General features: G+C 54.9%; 15 protein-coding genes. 10 read left to right on the top strand and 5 right to left on the bottom strand.

What is annotated here, in order from left to right; translation table 11 throughout:
• The first annotated feature begins 8 nt into the window (after positions 1 to 8).
• The 7 genes from prmA (at position 9) to K6123_RS17750 (ending at position 9,478) form a co-directional block, all read left to right on the top strand.
• The gene (prmA, locus tag K6123_RS17780; protein WP_221800219.1) at positions 9 to 902 is read left to right on the top strand and encodes a 50S ribosomal protein L11 methyltransferase; all 894 of its coding nucleotides are present in this window, start codon (positions 9 to 11) and stop codon (positions 900 to 902) included.
• Positions 903 to 952: 50 nt separating this feature from the next.
• Complete coding sequence (locus tag K6123_RS17775; RefSeq protein WP_221800318.1) at positions 953 to 2,464, top strand: DUF3426 domain-containing protein; 1,512 nt, start codon at positions 953 to 955, stop codon at positions 2,462 to 2,464.
• Positions 2,465 to 2,656: 192 nt separating this feature from the next.
• Positions 2,657 to 3,595: a tRNA dihydrouridine synthase DusB gene (gene dusB, locus K6123_RS17770; RefSeq protein WP_425517715.1), complete on the top strand. Its 939-nt coding sequence runs from the start codon at positions 2,657 to 2,659 to the stop codon at positions 3,593 to 3,595.
• Positions 3,592 to 3,906, top strand: coding sequence for a DNA-binding transcriptional regulator Fis (fis, locus tag K6123_RS17765; RefSeq protein WP_221800216.1), 315 nt, complete (start codon positions 3,592 to 3,594; stop codon positions 3,904 to 3,906). Before dusB ends, fis begins: the two co-directional genes overlap by 4 nt.
• A gap of 71 nt (positions 3,907 to 3,977) precedes the next feature.
• Positions 3,978 to 5,609, top strand: a complete 1,632-nt coding sequence (gene purH, locus K6123_RS17760; RefSeq protein WP_221800215.1) for a bifunctional phosphoribosylaminoimidazolecarboxamide formyltransferase/IMP cyclohydrolase — start codon at positions 3,978 to 3,980, stop codon at positions 5,607 to 5,609.
• A gap of 87 nt (positions 5,610 to 5,696) precedes the next feature.
• Entirely contained in the window at positions 5,697 to 6,986 is a 1,290-nt protein-coding gene (gene purD, locus K6123_RS17755) for a phosphoribosylamine--glycine ligase (protein ID WP_221800213.1), read from the top strand.
• A gap of 149 nt (positions 6,987 to 7,135) precedes the next feature.
• A complete protein-coding gene (locus K6123_RS17750) occupies positions 7,136 to 9,478 on the top strand; it encodes a hybrid sensor histidine kinase/response regulator (protein WP_221800211.1) in 2,343 nt (780 codons plus the stop codon).
• Between the two features lie 56 nt (positions 9,479 to 9,534).
• On the opposite strand, the gene K6123_RS17745 is transcribed toward K6123_RS17750, so the two are convergent.
• A complete protein-coding gene (locus tag K6123_RS17745) occupies positions 9,535 to 11,004 on the bottom strand; it encodes an AAA family ATPase (RefSeq protein WP_221800209.1) in 1,470 nt (489 codons plus the stop codon).
• A gap of 194 nt (positions 11,005 to 11,198) precedes the next feature.
• On the opposite strand from K6123_RS17745, the gene coq7 reads away from it, so the two are divergent.
• Positions 11,199 to 11,843 carry a 2-polyprenyl-3-methyl-6-methoxy-1,4-benzoquinone monooxygenase gene (gene coq7 / locus K6123_RS17740; protein ID WP_221800207.1) on the top strand — a complete coding sequence of 215 codons (645 nt, stop codon included), beginning with the start codon at positions 11,199 to 11,201 and terminating at the stop codon, positions 11,841 to 11,843.
• A 243-nt stretch (positions 11,844 to 12,086) separates the two neighbouring features.
• On the top strand, positions 12,087 to 12,329 hold the full coding sequence (locus K6123_RS17735; protein ID WP_221800205.1) for a hypothetical protein: 243 nt from the start codon (positions 12,087 to 12,089) through the stop codon (positions 12,327 to 12,329).
• 74 nt (positions 12,330 to 12,403) lie between these two features.
• Here K6123_RS17735 and ilvN read toward each other — a convergent pair whose 3' ends face one another.
• Both ilvN and K6123_RS17725 read right to left on the bottom strand, forming a co-directional pair.
• Positions 12,404 to 12,895, bottom strand: a complete 492-nt coding sequence (gene ilvN, locus K6123_RS17730) for an acetolactate synthase small subunit (RefSeq protein ID WP_221800202.1) — start codon at positions 12,893 to 12,895, stop codon at positions 12,404 to 12,406.
• Between the two features lie 2 nt (positions 12,896 to 12,897).
• Positions 12,898 to 14,622 (bottom strand): acetolactate synthase 3 large subunit, encoded by a 1,725-nt coding sequence (locus K6123_RS17725; RefSeq protein WP_221800200.1) that lies wholly within the window; start codon positions 14,620 to 14,622, stop codon positions 12,898 to 12,900.
• A gap of 398 nt (positions 14,623 to 15,020) precedes the next feature.
• Between K6123_RS17725 and K6123_RS17720 the strand changes: the two genes are divergently transcribed.
• On the top strand, positions 15,021 to 15,473 hold the full coding sequence (locus K6123_RS17720; protein WP_221800186.1) for a DUF4124 domain-containing protein: 453 nt from the start codon (positions 15,021 to 15,023) through the stop codon (positions 15,471 to 15,473).
• 44 nt (positions 15,474 to 15,517) lie between these two features.
• Here K6123_RS17720 and pgeF read toward each other — a convergent pair whose 3' ends face one another.
• The gene (gene pgeF, locus K6123_RS17715) at positions 15,518 to 16,252 is read right to left on the bottom strand and encodes a peptidoglycan editing factor PgeF (RefSeq protein ID WP_221800184.1); all 735 of its coding nucleotides are present in this window, start codon (positions 16,250 to 16,252) and stop codon (positions 15,518 to 15,520) included.
• Positions 16,245 to 17,204 (bottom strand): 23S rRNA pseudouridine(1911/1915/1917) synthase RluD, encoded by a 960-nt coding sequence (rluD, locus tag K6123_RS17710; protein ID WP_221800182.1) that lies wholly within the window; start codon positions 17,202 to 17,204, stop codon positions 16,245 to 16,247. The genes pgeF and rluD overlap by 8 nt, the downstream gene beginning before the upstream one ends.
• Between the last annotated feature and the right edge of the window lie 106 nt (positions 17,205 to 17,310).

Here is a 17,310-nt window from a genome sequence, read left to right as displayed (position 1 = left end):
CTCTGACAATGACAGAATGGGTTCAATTACGTATCAAGGCCACCATGGAGCAGGTTGAAGCCGCTGAAAACGCGCTGCTGGCACTGGGCTCTGTCTCTGTCACTCTGCAAGATGATGCCGACCAGCCAATTCTGGAACCTGAGCTGGGCACCACCCCAATCTGGGACCACACCATGATTATCGGCCTGTTCGATGCTGGCGTGGATACCCGTGAGCTGGATGAACAATTTCCTCTCATGTTCGCCGCAGAGGGTGGTACCGGCCAGCTTGATTGCAAGTGGGAACAGGTAGAAGACAAGGACTGGGTCCGCGCCTGGATGGACACCTACAAGCCGATGCAGTTTGGCCCACGCCTGTGGATTTGCCCAAGCTGGTGTGAGCCGCCAGAACCCACCGCAGTTAATCTGATGCTCGATCCAGGTCTTGCTTTTGGTACCGGTACTCACCCAACCACGGCACTGTGCCTGCAATACCTGGATCAACAGGTCGAAGGTAATGAGCTGATTGTCGACTACGGCTGTGGCAGTGGCATTCTCGGAATCGCCGCCCTGCTGCTTGGTGCTGATCGTATGATTGGTGTTGATATCGACCCGCAAGCTTTGGCTGCAACCAAAGACAATGCTGGCCGCAACCAGATCGACAGCAGCCGCTACGATGTATTCATGCCCAAAGACACACCAGCGGTTGAAGCCGATATCACAGTGGCCAACATTCTCGCCGGACCATTACAGGAACTGGCTCCGGAAATGGCTCGATTGACTCGTTCCGGTGGCAAATTGGCATTATCTGGCCTGTTACACCACCAGGCAGAGGAAGTAATTGCACGCTATAGTGAATGGTTTGTGATGGATTTGCCGAAGCAAATCGAAGATTGGGTTATTATCTCTGGCATTCGCAAGTAAAGCATACTGTTGTCAGTCGATTTAACCATCGGGAGCTCAGAGGAATTCGCATGGCATACCATGTGACACGATGCCCACATTGTCAGACCAGCTTCAGAGTACGCGACGAACACCTCAGCGCAGCAGGTGGCAAGGTTCGTTGTGGCTCATGTCTGCAAGTGTTCAACTGCAAGGAGCATTTATTGCCAGCCGCAGCACCTGCGGCGGCTCCGCTTGCAGCGAATACGGCTGCCCCGAGGAAAGTCTCCAGCCAGCCTGTAGAAGCTCCCCCTGCAGAAGCTCCCATCGCCGAAGACAACACCCAATTTGACCTGTCACAGCAGCGCGAAGTAGACGCCAACGAACTGTTCGACAGCCTGTTTGGCGATGCTGCCGATGAGCCGGAAACGACGAGCCAACCAGAACCCGTTGCTCGCCCTACAGCTACAAAACCCGCTCCGGCAGTTGTAAAACCAGCTCCGACAACCGTAAAAGCGGCACCAGTGACAGCCGCTGTACCAGCTGCCGCAAACCAGGATGAAGACGATGACTTCCTGATCCACGATGATATGGATCTGGATGATGAAACCATCGAAGACAATCCTTATGACGACTATAACCTGCGCGCTCCGGACCGCCTTGCTCGTCCGACGCCTGGCTCCAGTATCGAAATTGACGAAAGTCTGCTGAATATATCCGAGATTGATGACGACGCGCTTTCGTATGAAGATTTCGAAGAAGAAGAAGGCGTTGTTGCCGACCAGGAAGACGACGAAGCCTGGGCTCGAGCCTTGCTTGATGACGGTACCCCGGATGACATTCGATCCGAACTGGGTCTGTATCTGGATGACGAACCAGACGTGTTTGCACCTGTATCCAAACCGTCGACTGCCACCGCCTCAATTACAGCGCTCTCCGTAGCGACAACGGCTGATACAGACAAGCCAACCACCAGCACCGCAACAGCAACCAGCAGCAAGAAAACTGGCATCAGCTTTGAGTTGGCTGACGAGCAACCTGAAGATGCATCCCCATTCAGCCGCCAAAAAGAATTGGCTGGCGACATTCAGGCAGCCCCACTGACATTCAAACAGAAACAGCAAAACGCCAGCCGCAAACTCTGGGCCTTTGGCAGTGTGCTGTTGTTGGTGCTAACCGCCTCGCAAATACTGTATTTCAATTTCAACAGCTGGGCGCGTGAGCCCCAGTGGCGGCCGGTCTATCAAAGCATCTGCTCAATGGTCAGCTGTCAGTTGCCAAGCGTGCAAAACATCCAGCAGATGTCGACCCGCAATCTGGTCGTCCGCTCTCATCCACAACTGGCCAATGCCTTGATTGTTGATGTGCTGTTGCTCAATAACGCCGACTACCAACAACCCTTCCCCGGTCTCGAACTGTCGTTTCAGGACGTCAATGAAAACCGGGTTGCCAGCCGCGTATTCCAGCCAGCCGAGTACCTTTCCGGCGAAGCGGCAGGGCAGCGCAACATGCCCAGCAAGACGCCGATCCACATTGCACTGGAAATCATAGATCCCGGCCAGAATGCGGTCAGCTATGCGATTAATCTGGTAAAAAACCAGTAGCGGAAAAAAGTCATTTCAGCAACCCAAAAGCTGTAAAAAAAATGCCACATAAGCGAATGATTGGCCTTTATTCAACCAGGTCATCCGAGTATTATACCGCCACTTTTTCGCACACTTTTTGATCACCAAATTCCAGCACTCATGCCAACGATTGGTCACTACACTTTAACCAGTCCAGTAGTTCTCGCACCCATGGCAGGAGTTACTGATCTGCCGTTCCGACGCCTGTGCCGCCAACTGGGTGCCGGGCTGGTTGTAGGTGAAATGATTGCCTCCAACCCGGATCTGCGTGACACCCGCAAATCGCGCCAGCGGCTGGATCACAGTGGTGAACCCGAACCCGTTGCCGTACAGATTGCCGGTGGTGATCCTCAAAGCATGGCCGACTGCGCCCGTTTTGCGGTCGCCAATGGTGCTCACATTGTTGATATCAACATGGGCTGCCCGGCCAAGAAAGTGTGCAACAAGGCCGCAGGCTCAGCCTTGATGAAAGACGAACCGCTGGTGAGAGACATCATCGCTGCCGTCGTTGAAAGCGTTGATGTGCCAGTCACGCTGAAAATGCGTACCGGCTGGGACATCGACCACCGCAATGCGCCAGTCATCGCCGCCATGGCCGAGCAACTGGGTATTCAGTCGCTGGCAGTCCACGGCCGCACTCGCACCTGTGGTTATGGCAACACGGTTGAGTACGACACCATCCGCACAGTCAAACAGGCTGCCGGAATTCCGGTGTTCGCCAATGGTGATATCGATTCTCCGCGCAAGGCGGTAGAAGTCATGCAATATACCGGCGCCGACGGCGTACTGATTGGCCGTGCTGCGCAGGGAAATCCCTGGATTTTCCGCCAGATCAACGAGTTCCTGGCCACCGGTCAGGAACCGGCAGCGATACCGCTTAATGACGTCAGAGAGACCTTGTTGTCTCACCTGACTGCTCTTTACGACTTTTACGGCGACTATCTGGGCGTAAGAATTGCCCGCAAGCACGTGGGCTGGTACCTCTCGGGTCAGCCTGGCGGCAAGGACTTTCGTCGCAGCTTTAACCAACTAGAGTCCACCGGTGAACAGGGAGAAGCAGTTCGCCAGTTTTTTATGAAAAACGGAAACGCAAACACGATCGCAGCATGAATACCGAAGCATATTTGAAGAAGGTTGATACAGTGACCGAACCAGCAGAACAGCAGATTCACTTGGTAACACCAGCAGAGTCCAACCAGACCTTGCGTGACAGCGTTGAAAAAGCGTTGCAAAACTATTTCGACCAACTGGATGGCCAGGAAGTAGCCGGAATCTACGACATGGTATTGTCTGAGGTAGAAGTTCCCTTGCTGGAAACCGTGATGAAATACACTCGCGACAACCAGACCAAAGCTTCCATCGTACTGGGCCTCAACCGTGGCACCCTGCGCAAGAAGCTGAAGCAGTACGGTATGCTGTAACCCGATACCCTCATATCTCAAATTTCACGGCGGCTTTCAGGCCGCCTTTGTTTTTCTGACACAGGATTATTATGAGTATCAGCCCCTCCTCCGCCCCGGATCAATCCATCAAGGCCCCGGTACGCCGCGCCCTGATCAGTGTTTCCGACAAAACCGGTATTGTTGAATTTGCCCAGCAGCTGACTCAGCTGGGCGTTGAGATTCTCTCCACCGGCGGCACTTACAAGCTGTTGTGTGACAACCAGATCCCGGCGGTCGAAGTGTCTGAGTACACAGAATTCCCGGAAATGATGGACGGCCGGGTCAAGACCCTGCATCCAAAAGTTCACGGTGGCATTCTCGGCCGTCGCGGTCAGGACGACGAAGTCATGGCTGAGCACGGTATCAAGCCAATCGACATGGTGGTGGTTAACCTCTACCCGTTCGCTGAAACCGTTGCCCGTCCTGACTGTGACCTGCCACTGGCGATTGAAAACATCGACATCGGCGGCCCAACCATGGTCCGCTCTGCCGCCAAAAACCACGCTCACGTCGCGATTGTGGTTAACGCTTCCGACTACGGTTCCCTGATTGCAGAACTGCAAGCCGACAACGGCCTGAGCTACAAGACCCGTTTTGGTCTGATGCTAAAAGCTTTTGAGCACACCGCAGCCTACGACGGCATGATTGCCAACTACCTGGGGACGGTTGACCAGCAGGCAGAAGAGCTGAGCACCGAAGGCCGCAAGGACTTCCCGCAGACCTTCAACAGCCAGTTCATCAAGGCGCAAGACATGCGCTACGGTGAGAACCCGCACCAGAAAGCGGCTTTCTATGTTGAAGCCAATCCGCAGGAAGCTTCTATCGCTACTGCCAAACAGCTGCAGGGCAAGGAACTCTCCTACAACAACGTCGCCGACACAGACGCCGCACTGGAATGCGTGAAATCCTTCACCAAGCCAGCCTGTGTGATCGTCAAGCACGCCAACCCATGTGGTGTGGCTGTCGTTCCGGAAGACGATGGAGGCATTCGCAAAGCCTATGATCTGGCCTTCGCGACCGACACGGAATCCGCTTTTGGCGGCATCATTGCCTTCAACCGTGAACTGGATGCCGAGACCGCCAAGGCCATCGTTGATCGCCAGTTCGTTGAAGTGATCATTGCACCCAAAGTCAGCGCCGAAGCCGCTGCGGTGGTAGCTGCCAAGCAAAACGTTCGCCTGCTGGAATGCGGCCAGTGGTCAGCTGACCGCGCCGCCGGTTTCGACTACAAGCGTGTTAACGGCGGCCTGCTGGTACAGGATCGTGACAATGGCATGATCAGCGTTGACGACCTCAAGGTCGTGACCAAACGTGCCCCGACCGAAGCCGAGCTGAACGACCTGGTATTCGCCTGGAAAGTCGCCAAGTTCGTTAAATCCAACGCCATTGTCTACGCTAAAAACCGTCAGACCGTGGGTGTTGGCGCAGGCCAGATGAGCCGCGTGAACTCAGCTCGTATTGCTGCCATCAAGGCCGAACACGCGGGCCTGGCGGTTGAAGGTGCCGTAATGGCATCTGACGCCTTCTTCCCGTTCCGCGATGGTATTGATAACGCTGCTGCCGCTGGCATCAAGGCGATTATCCAGCCGGGTGGTTCGATCCGTGATGAAGAAGTCATTGCTGCTGCTGATGCCGCTGGCATTGCCATGGTATTCACCGGTATGCGTCACTTCCGCCATTAATATCTGGCCAGACGTCTGCAGCCAGACGTCTGAAGCTACTTTGCCTCGGACGTCCGACTTCAGATGTCCAAGGCCTGGAGAATTCATATGAAAGTTTTAATCATCGGCTCTGGCGGTCGCGAACACGCACTGGCCTGGAAAGCCTTGCAGTCACCACTGGTCGAGCAGGTTTTCGTGGCTCCCGGTAATGCCGGTACTGCCCGCGAAACCGGTATCGAAAACGTTGCCCTGGATGTAATGGATTTCGACGGTCTGCAGAAATTTGCCGAAGACAACAGCATCGGCCTGACCATTGTTGGCCCGGAAGCGCCATTGGTCGGTGGTGTGGTTAATCAGTTCCAGCAAGCCGGGCTGAAAATTTTTGGTCCATCGGCAGGCGCTGCCCAGCTGGAAGGTTCGAAGGCCTTTACCAAGGATTTCCTTGCTCGCCACCAGATTCCTACCGCGGAATACCAGAACTTCACTGAAATTGAGCCAGCATTGGCCTATCTGCGTGAAAAAGGTGCTCCGATTGTGGTCAAGGCCGACGGTCTGGCGGCTGGTAAAGGCGTCATTGTTGCCGAAACCCTTGAGCAGGCTGAAGAAGCCGTCAAGGACATGCTGTCTGGCAACGCCTTTGGTGATGCCGGTTGCCGCGTGGTGATTGAAGAATTCCTCGCCGGTGAAGAAGCTTCATTTATTGTCATGGTTGACGGCAAGAATGTGCTGACCATGGCCACCAGCCAGGATCACAAACGGGTTGGCGATGGCGATACCGGTCCGAACACCGGCGGTATGGGAGCCTACTCTCCGGCTCCAGTGGTCACCCAGGAAATTCATGACCGCGTGATGGCCGAAGTCATCTATCCGACCGTTAACGGTATGGCTGCCGAAGGTAATGATTACACCGGCTTCCTGTACGCTGGTTTGATGATCGACGCCACCGGTGCACCCAAGGTAATTGAATACAACTGTCGTTTCGGTGATCCGGAAACCCAGCCAATCATGCTACGTATGAAATCGGACCTGGTCGCTCACTGTCTGGCTGCGCTGGAAGGCAAGCTAGACACAGAAGTGGCTGACTGGGATGCTCGTGCATCACTGGGCGTGGTACTGGCAGCTGACGGTTACCCGGCAGATTATCGCAAGGGTGACGTTATTTCCCTGCCTGCCAACGACGGTACTGATTGCAAGGTTTTCCATGCTGGTACCAAAACCGCCGACAATGGTGATGTGCTGACTGCAGGCGGTCGTGTACTGTGTGCCACAGCCTTGGGCAACAGCGTCAGCGAAGCCCAGCAAGCCGCCTATGAACTGGCTGCCAAAGTCAGCTGGGAAGGTATGTTCTACCGCAAGGATATCGGCTATCGTGCGATTGCACGGGAAAACGAAGCCTGATCCTGCCTGAAGCCTTGCCGTGAGGTGCGAACTTACCTGACGGCCAGGTAGCTGGCGGCATGCCGCCAGCTAAATTATTCTCCACCGCAGCCGATACAGCCCGAGTCGTTAGGAACAGCCCCTGGTAAGCAGTCTGGAGCCAAGCTTGAATGGATAAAACACGAAAGCGGATTTCAATAACCACCCTTTTTCTGCTGCTGATGCTGGGATTCGGCAGTTTGCCTGCCCACGCCGTCGGCCCGGTACTGATCCCGGAAGGTGAGTTCTGCCACAACATCAGTAACTATGTTGCCCTGTTGAAAGATGCTACCGGTACCATCACTGCCCAACAGCTGACCGACCCCACCACCCAGCTACTGTTCGAACCCAATCATAGCGATATCATTCAGCTACAGGACAACCGCGCCAGCTATTGGCTGCGACTGTCTTTGCATAACCCGTATCAACAAACCAGCCCGGTTGTACTCTTGCTCAACAATGCCCGTCTGCTGGATATCACCAGCTTTGCTGCGGCGGCCGACAGCAACCTGATTGATGCTTCTGTTACCCCCCTGTCACCCGCCGCCGGTTATCAGCAACACCATTCCATCCTGGTCAATATTCCACCGCTGAGCACCCGCACCTACCTGCTGGAGATCAAACAGGACGGCTACATCAACTCGACCCTGGAAATCGCCAGCATTGGCTATTACCACTCCAGTGAAACCACTGGCACTCTGCTGTTCAGCCTGGCGATTGGCTGGTTATTGGCAACCTCCGCCTATTTTTTACGGCTCAGCTGGTTCCGCCGCTCAAGGTTAGCGATATATGCCGCCGGACACTGCGGCTTTTCAGCCATCTTTCTGGCGATATCCTACGGTATTACCAATGAAGTGCTGGGACTGTCTGCGGATGCTGGCAAATACCTGGCCTTGCTGGCACTGGGACTCACACTGGCATCACGCCAGCTGGCGCTGCGACTGCTCGACTGGACCGGCGTCAGCGCCAACCGCATCCGCGCTATCTTCTTTTACAATGCCCTGTTTGCACTGCTGGCAACCCTGTTGATGGTCGTCTTGCCGCAGTATCAAACCCAGGCCAACCAGCTGGCGCTGGTACTGATTACCGAGCTGGTCACCGCGCTGGTGCTGGTATTGGGCTCCAGCCTGCGGGAAGAGCCGCGCCGAATCCTGTTTAGCGGCAGCCTGGTGTCTCTGGCTGCGCTGATGATGATGCTAATGCTGATGCTGAGCATGCTCACCTTTACCTTCTGGCTACCATACCTGTCGCTGGGCGTTCCAGTGGTACTGGCAGCCAGCCTGGTGTTTGCCACCTTCAAGCTGGGTCAGGGCACCTATGCACCACTGGAAATGAAGGAACGTGGAGTGTCGGTTTCTCCGGCTATGCTGTCACAAATCGGCCACGAGTTACGGACGCCGATCAATGGCGTTTTGGGCATGAACGAGCTGCTGTCAGATACGCCGATGAGCGACAGCCAGCGTGACTTTACCGATACCATTTCCCAGGCTGGCCGGGAAATATTGCACGTTGCCAACGAGATTTCCGTACTCGCCAAAATCCAGGACGATCACCTGCAACTGGACACCCGTTCGTTTGATCTGGCCAACCTGATAAACCAGACTCTGGCGCACTTCCAGCAAGAGGCTAACCGCAAGCAGGTGGAACTGGTGGCTGATTTCTCTGACGAACTGCCAGGTCGGGTGATTGGCGATCGCAACCGCCTGCAGACCCTGCTTCACAGCCTCTACAGCCGTTTGATTTCCTACAACGAACAGGGTGAGCTGCGCACCCATCTGACGCCGTTGCTGGATGCCAAAGGCAAGCTCACCAGTATTTCGATCCAGATCCAGTTGCAAGGCACCTTCAGCAACCGCGATGACATTCGTATTCTGGTCGACCAGTTAAACACCAGCAGCAGTGAACAAAATCGTTATTGGGCCATCATGGTTGCCCAACACCTGATGCGGAATATGAAAGCCAGCATTGAGCTGGAACGCCTGAGTCATCAGGATGCATCAATGACCCTGTATATCCCGCTGCAGGCAGAGGAAGAAAGCAGCAGCCAACCAACCCAGGACGACAGCCTGATTGGTTACAGCGTGCTGGTGGTGGATGACAACGCCTCACTGCGCAAGGTGATCGAAAAGCAGACCCGTCGCTGGGGAGTAAGGGCCGACAGTACCCACAGTGGCAAGGAAGCGCTGGCCATGATGCGTAATCAGGCCAGTATTGGTCAGCCCTACGATGCCGTAATCATTGATCAGGACATGCCGGTGATGAATGGTATGGAGTTGATGCAGCGCCTGACAGACGATGAATCGATTCAGCCGAAACCCAACGCCCTGATGTTGACGGGTTTGAGCATCAACACCGTCCGCGAGCAAGCCAATGCGGTCGGCATTTATAATCTGCTCGGGAAACCTGCCAGCGGCGAACGCCTGAAACAGGCGTTACTGCAGCTGAAATACCGACCCGGCCGACCGTTAGACTAACAATGGCCCGCTCTGCGGCGCATGTATGAACCCATCGCCGCAGAACAAAGCCCTTTCTAGTCAGCCAATACCGCCCTGCCACTGGCCCAATGCCGCAAGCCTGCCAGTTGTTCTGCCATAGTGACCGACAGCGGCACTGTCATACGGATGGCATTGGCCAGCTGCTCATGACTCAATTCTGTCTGCTGCTGTTCCCGCGCATACCAGGCCGATACAACCGCCTGTTCGATTTCGGCTCCGGAAAATCCTTCTGCCAGCGCCGCCAGCATTTGCAAATCAAAGCTGTCAGCATCGTGACCACGTTTGGCCAGGTGGATTCTGAAAATATCGGCCCGCACTTCAGGGTTTGGCAAATCGACAAAAAAGATTTCATCCAGGCGGCCCTTACGCATCAGCTCAGGCGGCAACACATGAATGTTGTTGGCGGTGGCGACCAAAAACACCCGGGACTTGTGCTCAGCCATCCAGGTTAGCAAGGTACCTAACACCCGTTGGCTGACGCCACTGTCCTGACTGTCACCGGCAACGGCCTTTTCAATTTCGTCGACCCACACCACACACGGCGACATCAACTCCGCAAGCTGTAAGGCTTCCCGCAGGTTACGTTCGGTTTCGCCGAAGAACTTGTTGTACAAGGCTCCCATATCCAGCCGCAGTAATGGCACCCCCCAGCTACCGGCTACAGCCTTGGCAGCGAGACTCTTGCCACCGCCCTGAATACCAAACAACAGCATGCCTTTCGGCCGCATATCGGCCTCCGCTTCCAGAAAACCTTGCTGGCGTTGCTGTAGCCACTGCTTCAAACGGGTCAGACCGGCCACATCGCCAAAACGGGCAGTGTCGTATTCAAACGACATCACTCCGCCCATGTCCATTAGCTCCAGCTTGGCCTTGCTGATTTCCGGTACGTCATCACGGGTAATCGCACCGTCATCGACAATCGCGCCACGAATCAGCCGCCGGGCATCGGAAAATGTCAGCCCTTTAAGGTTGGCCACCAGGGTTTTCAGCGTCAGCTCATCGGTTTTCACCCGGCGGCCGGAATGAGCGGTGTAACGACGCGCCTCTTCCTGCACCAGCGACATCAGCTGCTCTTCATTGGGCATCTGCAACTGGAAGCGGGCACTCAGGCGCAATAGTTCTGCTGGAATCGTCAGCTGATGGCTAACCAGCACCAGGGTTTTGCCCGAGCTTTCATGCTGCAACGCGATGTCTTTCAGCATGCGGATAATGCCAGCTTCTTCGAGGAACGGATGCAGATCACAAAACACCCAGATGCCATCCAGATCCGAGGTTTTTACGTGTAACAGCGCCCGTAGCGGATCTTCACTTTTTTCTACCGCCGGATCTTCACCAAACCCCAGCCGTCGCAGACCATCAGTCAAGGTCCACTGTTGCAGAGCCTTGCCCTGTTTTATGGCCAGACGGGTTAATAAATCCAGCGCCCGGGGTTCTTCCCAGGTTTCGATTACCAGAATCGGGGTCTTGCGATCCAGCATCAAGCCGAGGTCATGTACATCCTGCATCTGATTCTTCACCCTGATTATTTGGAAGCTGATTTTGCGGTAAGACTCGCCACATTCGAGCCTGGCCGTGCGCGCTTGCTGCAAGAATCTGACAACAGTCATGCAGCCCGGTCCAGAAAAACGTAAACTAGCATGTCACGGCATATTTGTGGCGGAAGTCGGTAACATCTGCTTGCGCGAGAAGAGGTATTTTTATGCAGCCCCGTCAGTTTTCCATGCTCGACCGCCTGATCACCAGCGCTGATCAGGCCCTTCGTACCCTGGTTCCCGGTGCGGCCAACGCTGGCCGCCCAACCCCAGCCAATGGCCGCACCGATGCGGAAATGAGTGAAACCGAACGTAAACACGCCGCCGGTTTGATGCGGATTAACCACACCGGTGAAGTGTGCGCCCAGGCGCTGTATCAGGGCCAGGCATTAACCGCCAAATTGCCTGACGTGCGTGAAGCGATGGAAGAAGCAGCAGAAGAAGAGATTGATCATCTGGTCTGGTGTGAAGACCGCATCAAACAACTGGGTGGCCGCACCAGCTTGCTGAATCCAGTGTTCTATGGTCTGTCGCTGGGCATTGGTGCTGCGGCTGGCAAGATCAGTGACAAGATGAGTCTGGGCTTTGTTGCCGCCACCGAGCAGCAGGTTTGCAAGCATCTCACCAGTCATATCAGCTCCTTGCCAGTACAGGATGAAAAGAGCAAAGCCGTGCTGCTGCAAATGCTCGAAGATGAGTCCAAACATGCAACTGTCGCACTGGAAGCTGGTGGTCACAAATTCCCGTTGCCGGTAAAACTGGCAATGACTGGCCTGTCCAAAGTGATGACCAAGTCGGTTTACCGTATCTAGCTTTCTTCCCGATCCTGTCCTGATGAGCATGCGCTCGACCTGATTATCAGTGTCGGGCGCTGCTCTCGCCCCACAACAACCCAGTTATCCCAGCCCAGTTATCTTAACCCGCGGCTATCCATCCGCCTGCTGGACCCAATCCTCTTATTAGGTCCAACCTGCTTTTTAGATCGAATTCTGCTTTACCCGGCAGCCTGCCATTTGCTGGCTTATGGTTATATCAGTCGTCTGTTGGAGGCTGATATGAAGAACTGGAACCCGATCGTCTGGCTACGCCGTTTTTATCGTCTTCCCGATACTCCAGATCTGCTCTGGACTCAAACTGATACCCACAAGCGCCGACTCGAACAGGTCAAAACCGGCTGGATCATTGCCGGGCTATTGATGCTGGCGCTGGATCACAATGCTGCGGTGCTGATGCTGCTGTTGTTCGGCATATTTCTGACATTCGCCTTTCTCGAACGGGATATTACCGAAGAGTCCTGACGCCCTGGTTGCAGCCAACAAAAAAGCCCGCGAACCGAAGTCAGCGGGCTTTTCATCAGGCAATCTGATCAGGATCAGATGCTCAGGACTTTCTCACCACGAGAAATACCGGACACACCAGTACGCACGGTTTCGAGTACCTGGGCGGCACCAATTGCCTCAATAAAGGCTTCCAGCTTGTCGGTCGCGCCGGTCAGCTGGATGGTGTAAACGCTTGGCGATACATCAACGATCTGGCCACGGAAGATGTCTGCTGTGCGTTTGATTTCCGCACGCTGGGCACCAACAGCCTTCACCTTGATCAACATCAGTTCACGTTCAATGTGCTGACCTTCAGACAGATCCACCAGCTTCACCACTTCAATCAGCTTGTTGAGCTGTTTGGTGATCTGTTCAATCTTGCGGTCGTCGCCATGAGTGGTCATGGTCAGACGCGACAAGGTTGGATCTTCTGTTGGTGCAACCGTCAGGGTTTCAATGTTGTAACCACGCTGGGCGAACAAACCAACCACGCGGGACAAGGCCCCTGGTTCGTTTTCCAACAGGATTGAAATGATATGACGCATAATCAGGTACGCTCCGTCTTGCTCAGCCACATGTCACGCATGGAGCCCATTGGCACCTGCATTGGATATACGTGTTCTTCCGGATCAACAGCCACATCCAGGAACACCAGACGATCCTTGTATTTCACCAGCGCGTCTTCCAGAGCCTGTGGCAGCTCATCACGGGTTTTCACCTGAATACCAACATGGCCATAGGCTTCCGCCAGCTTGACGAAGTCAGGCAGCGACTGCATGTAGGAGTTGGAGTGACGACCTTCGTAGTTCATATCCTGCCACTGGCGAACCATGCCCAGTGAGCCGTTGTTCAAACAGACGATCTTGACCGGAATGCCGTACTGCAGACAGGTCGACATTTCCTGGATGTTCATCTGGATCGAACCTTCACCGGTCACACACACAACATCGTGATCCGGGAAGTTCAGCTTGATGCCCATAGCCGCCGGGAAACCAAAGCCCATGGTGCCCAGACCACCGGAGTTGATCCAGCGATTGGGCTTGTCGAACTTGTAGTACTGGGCCGCAAACATCTGGTGCTGACCCACGTCAGACGTCACGTAGGCATCGCCTTTGGTGGCTTCCCACAGACCCTGAATCACTTCCTGTGGCTTCATCAGGCCATTGTCGTTCTTGTCAAAACGCATGGCGTGACGCGGACGCCACTCGTTGATCTGTTTCCACCAGGAGGCAATGGCATCGGTGTTTGGCGCTTCGCCGGCTTCATCCAGCAATGCCATCATTTCGTCCAGCACGTTGCCAACCGGGCCTACGATCGGTACATCGGCAGTGATGGTCTTGGAAATGGAAGACGGGTCAATGTCGATATGAATGATCTTGGCGTCCGGGCAGAACTTGCTGGTCGCGTTGGTCACACGGTCATCGAAGCGCGCACCAACGGCCAGAATCACGTCGGCATGGTGCATTACCATGTTGGCTTCGTAGGTACCATGCATACCCAGCATGCCAACGAAGCGGTCTGCTGTGCCAGGGTAGGCACCCAGCCCCATCAGGGTACTGGTGCACGGGAAATCCAGACGATCAACCAGTTCGCGCAGCTTGTCAGAACTGCCATCAATTACCACACCACCACCGGAATAGATTACCGGACGCTTGGCTTTCACCAGCAATTCAACGGCTTTCTTGATCTGGCCAGAATGACCACGCTGTGGTGGCGTGTAGGAACGCAGTTTGACCTTCTTCGGATAAACGTATTCATAACGTTCATTCGGCATGGTCATATCTTTGGGAATATCGATCACCACCGGGCCAGGACGGCCAGTGCTGGCGATATAAAACGCCTTGGCAACCAGTTCCGGAATTTCTTCAGGACGACGGACACTGAAGCTGTGCTTCACCACCGGACGGGAAACGCCCAGCATGTCGGTTTCCTGGAACGCATCATCGCCAACCAGGTGACTCATCACCTGACCGGAAATAACCACCATCGGAATGGAATCGGTAAAGGCGGTCGCAATACCAGTAATGGTATTGGTAGCGCCCGGGCCGGAAGTGACCATGACCACGCCTGGTTTGCCGGTCGCACGGGCATAACCATCGGCCATATGGGCGGCGGCCTGCTCGTGACGGACCAGTACGTGTTTCACGGCACTTTGCTTGTATACGGCATCATAAACGTGTAGCAGCGAGCCACCCGGATAGCCGTAGATGTATTCAACACCTGCCTCGTGCAACGCACGAACCAGCATATCTCCGCCGGAAAGTAATTCCACCGTACTTATCCTCTTGCACAGGCTCTTCTCAGAGCATGAGTGAAATACAAAACTTGCAGGACCACGCCAGGTGTTCGCCTCGCGCTACCAGCATGATCCCCTGTTGATGAGGATGAATAACTTGTAGTTGCTCATCAGAGTCCCGTCGTCGGTCGGACGGCCGGGTTTAGAACTGGATCGGAGGATAACCGTTGTCCAGAAATGCTTGCGTCAAGCCCTGACCGGGATGTTGGCCAATATGGTCTGATGGAAGCCCGACAATTTTAACATTGCAAAGCTGTTTGTCCAGACAACATGCGGCCTTCCGATGTGTTTCAACGAGGTCTATTTCCTTGACTTACGAGATCGTTGGCATAGTGTGCAAGCATTGTTCGCTGCAATTTTCGGGTATCAGATTTATGCCATTACGTTTTTCCCTGTTGGCCGCCACCATGGCACTGGGACTGGTCTGCCTGACCACCAGTGCAACTGCTGATGTCTACCGCTGGGTCGATGAAAAAGGTCAGGTGCACTTTGGCAGTCAGCCACCACGCGCCGATGAAGGCCTGGCCGAGCGTTACGACGTCCGGTTGAACTATGAAGGCCAGGCCGCAGAACGTAAGTCTCTGGTTGATATCGCCAACCCCAAAACCGACCAGACAACCACAACGGCTGAAGCCAGTAATGTGATCAAGCCAGGTGAAAAGAAAGAAAATTGCTCCAAGGGGAAACAGTATATGGAAACCCTTGGCGGCAACCGCAGTCGCCGCTTCAAGATCCCCGGTACTGATGAGGTTCGTCCGTTAACTGATGACGAATATCAGCAGGAAGTAGCCAAGGCCAAAAAGGTTATTAGCGAAAACTGCAACTGAGTATTGCGCTGGCGAGCTCAATATTCAGACAGCGTCTAACCAGATCAGCCAGCATCAATCCAGATCAGACTGGCCATCCGGCCGGTCTGGCCATCGCGGCGGTAAGAAAAAAACTTTTCTGCCTGAGTGACGGTACACCAGTTTTCCGACCAGATTTCAGCAATACCGGCCTGCTGTAAACGCCAGCGCGCCAGCCCGTAGATATCCGCCTGCAAGCGATCTCCTTGCCCAGCTCGAAAACAGCGCTGCGGTGCACCAGCAAAGGCTTGCTGAACTTCCGGCCCCACCTCAAAGGCATCCTGACCAATCGCCGGTCCCATCCAGGCAACCAGCTGACTGGCTGGCAATCCCATCGCAGCAATGGTGTTTTCCAGCACCCCGGCTGCCAGCCCTCGCCAGCCAGCATGAGCGGCTGCCACACAGGAACCATCCTGTGCAGCAAACAAAACCGGCAAACAATCCGCCGTCATCACCGCACAGGCCAAACCGGCTGTCCGGGTCACGCAGGCATCAGCAGTGAGCGCTTGATCAGCGCCGACAGCTGTCAGACAGTCATTGCCATGAACCTGATCGAGCCACTGAATCTGCTTCACGCCGGTAAGCTGGGATTGCAATTGCCGGCGGTTACTTTGCACCTGCACCGCATCGTCGCCAACGTGTAAACCCAGATTGGCCTGATTCCAGGGAGCGGCTGATCCACCGCTCGCCATACCGCGACAACTGATCGCCAGTTGTACGCCAGCAGGCAGCGGCCAATCCGGGAGCAATAACTCAATCATCCGCTTCGGCGTCAGCCTTGAGTGCTGCCAACAGCTCTTTAAAATCTGCAGGCAGATCCACTTCCCACTCCATCCATTCCTGTTCCACCGGGTGCAATAACGACAGCGCCTTGGCGTGTAACGCCTGACGCGGGAAAGCCTGCAGCATGGAGCGCAGCTGTGGGCCAATGCCGCGGGTCAGTCGAGTACGGGCGGCATAGGTAACATCGCCCACCAGCGGATATCCAATATGGCTCATATGCACACGAATCTGGTGGGTCCGGCCAGTTTCCAGTTTCAGACGAATATGGGTGTGGGTCGGGAATTTTTTCAACACACGGTAGTGAGTGACCGCTTCCTTACCTAACGGAGAAACGGCCATCTTGGTGCGCTGGGTACCGTGACGGCCAATCGGCTCATCCACCTTGCCACCGCCGGTCATCTGCCCCTGTACAACGGCTTCATATTCACGTCCCATGGTGCGATCCTGCAGCTGGCCAACCAAGTGCACCTGGGCCTGCAGGGTCTTGGCAACCACCATCAAACCAGTGGTGTCCTTGTCGAGGCGGTGCACAATACCGGCCCGCGGTACATGAATCAGTTCCGGACAGTGATACAGCAAGCCATTCAGCAAGGTGCCGGTGTAGTTACCCGCTGCCGGATGCACCACCAGATCGGCCTGCTTGTTGATTACCAGGATATGCTCATCTTCGTAGACTATATCCAGGTCAATCGCTTCCGGCTCCCAGGTGCCTTCGGATTCCAGCACGGCTTCCAGTTGCAGCACTTCGCCGCCCACCAGCTTGTCACGTCCACGTACGACCTTGCCATCCACGGTTAGCTGGCCATCCTTGATCCACTGTTGCAGGCGCGAACGCGAATAATCCGGAAACAGCTCAGCTGCAACCTGGTCAAGGCGCTTGTTGCCAAGTTCAAAGGGAACATCTACTCGTTGGGAAATCTGGTTGGTCATAGGGACTCTGACTGTGGCCGACTGCGGTTTTGCAAGCAGGCCAATTGTTGGCTAAAAATCGATTATGCGCGTTTGGGATGACCACCGGGTCGCTATTCAACAATCC

This window comes from Oceanobacter mangrovi, assembly GCF_019740315.1.
Classification (GTDB): Bacteria; Pseudomonadota; Gammaproteobacteria; order Pseudomonadales; family Oceanobacteraceae; genus Oceanobacter; species Oceanobacter mangrovi.
This window is presented reverse-complemented; position numbering and strand designations above follow the sequence as displayed.

Coding starts and splice junctions, on each gene's coding strand:
- K6123_RS17745 (WP_221800209.1), bottom strand. CDS start 11,004: ATGCAGGATGTACATGACCTCGGCTTGATGCTGGATCGCAAGACCCCG.
- coq7 (WP_221800207.1), top strand. CDS start 11,199: ATGCAGCCCCGTCAGTTTTCCATGCTCGACCGCCTGATCACCAGCGCT.
- K6123_RS17750 (WP_221800211.1), top strand. CDS start 7,136: ATGGATAAAACACGAAAGCGGATTTCAATAACCACCCTTTTTCTGCTG.
- dusB (WP_425517715.1), top strand. CDS start 2,657: ATGGCAGGAGTTACTGATCTGCCGTTCCGACGCCTGTGCCGCCAACTG.
- K6123_RS17775 (WP_221800318.1), top strand. CDS start 953: ATGGCATACCATGTGACACGATGCCCACATTGTCAGACCAGCTTCAGA.
- purD (WP_221800213.1), top strand. CDS start 5,697: ATGAAAGTTTTAATCATCGGCTCTGGCGGTCGCGAACACGCACTGGCC.
- ilvN (WP_221800202.1), bottom strand. CDS start 12,895: ATGCGTCATATCATTTCAATCCTGTTGGAAAACGAACCAGGGGCCTTG.
- prmA (WP_221800219.1), top strand. CDS start 9: ATGACAGAATGGGTTCAATTACGTATCAAGGCCACCATGGAGCAGGTT.
- purH (WP_221800215.1), top strand. CDS start 3,978: ATGAGTATCAGCCCCTCCTCCGCCCCGGATCAATCCATCAAGGCCCCG.
- K6123_RS17720 (WP_221800186.1), top strand. CDS start 15,021: ATGCCATTACGTTTTTCCCTGTTGGCCGCCACCATGGCACTGGGACTG.
- pgeF (WP_221800184.1), bottom strand. CDS start 16,252: ATGATTGAGTTATTGCTCCCGGATTGGCCGCTGCCTGCTGGCGTACAA.
- K6123_RS17735 (WP_221800205.1), top strand. CDS start 12,087: ATGAAGAACTGGAACCCGATCGTCTGGCTACGCCGTTTTTATCGTCTT.
- fis (WP_221800216.1), top strand. CDS start 3,592: ATGAATACCGAAGCATATTTGAAGAAGGTTGATACAGTGACCGAACCA.
- rluD (WP_221800182.1), bottom strand. CDS start 17,204: ATGACCAACCAGATTTCCCAACGAGTAGATGTTCCCTTTGAACTTGGC.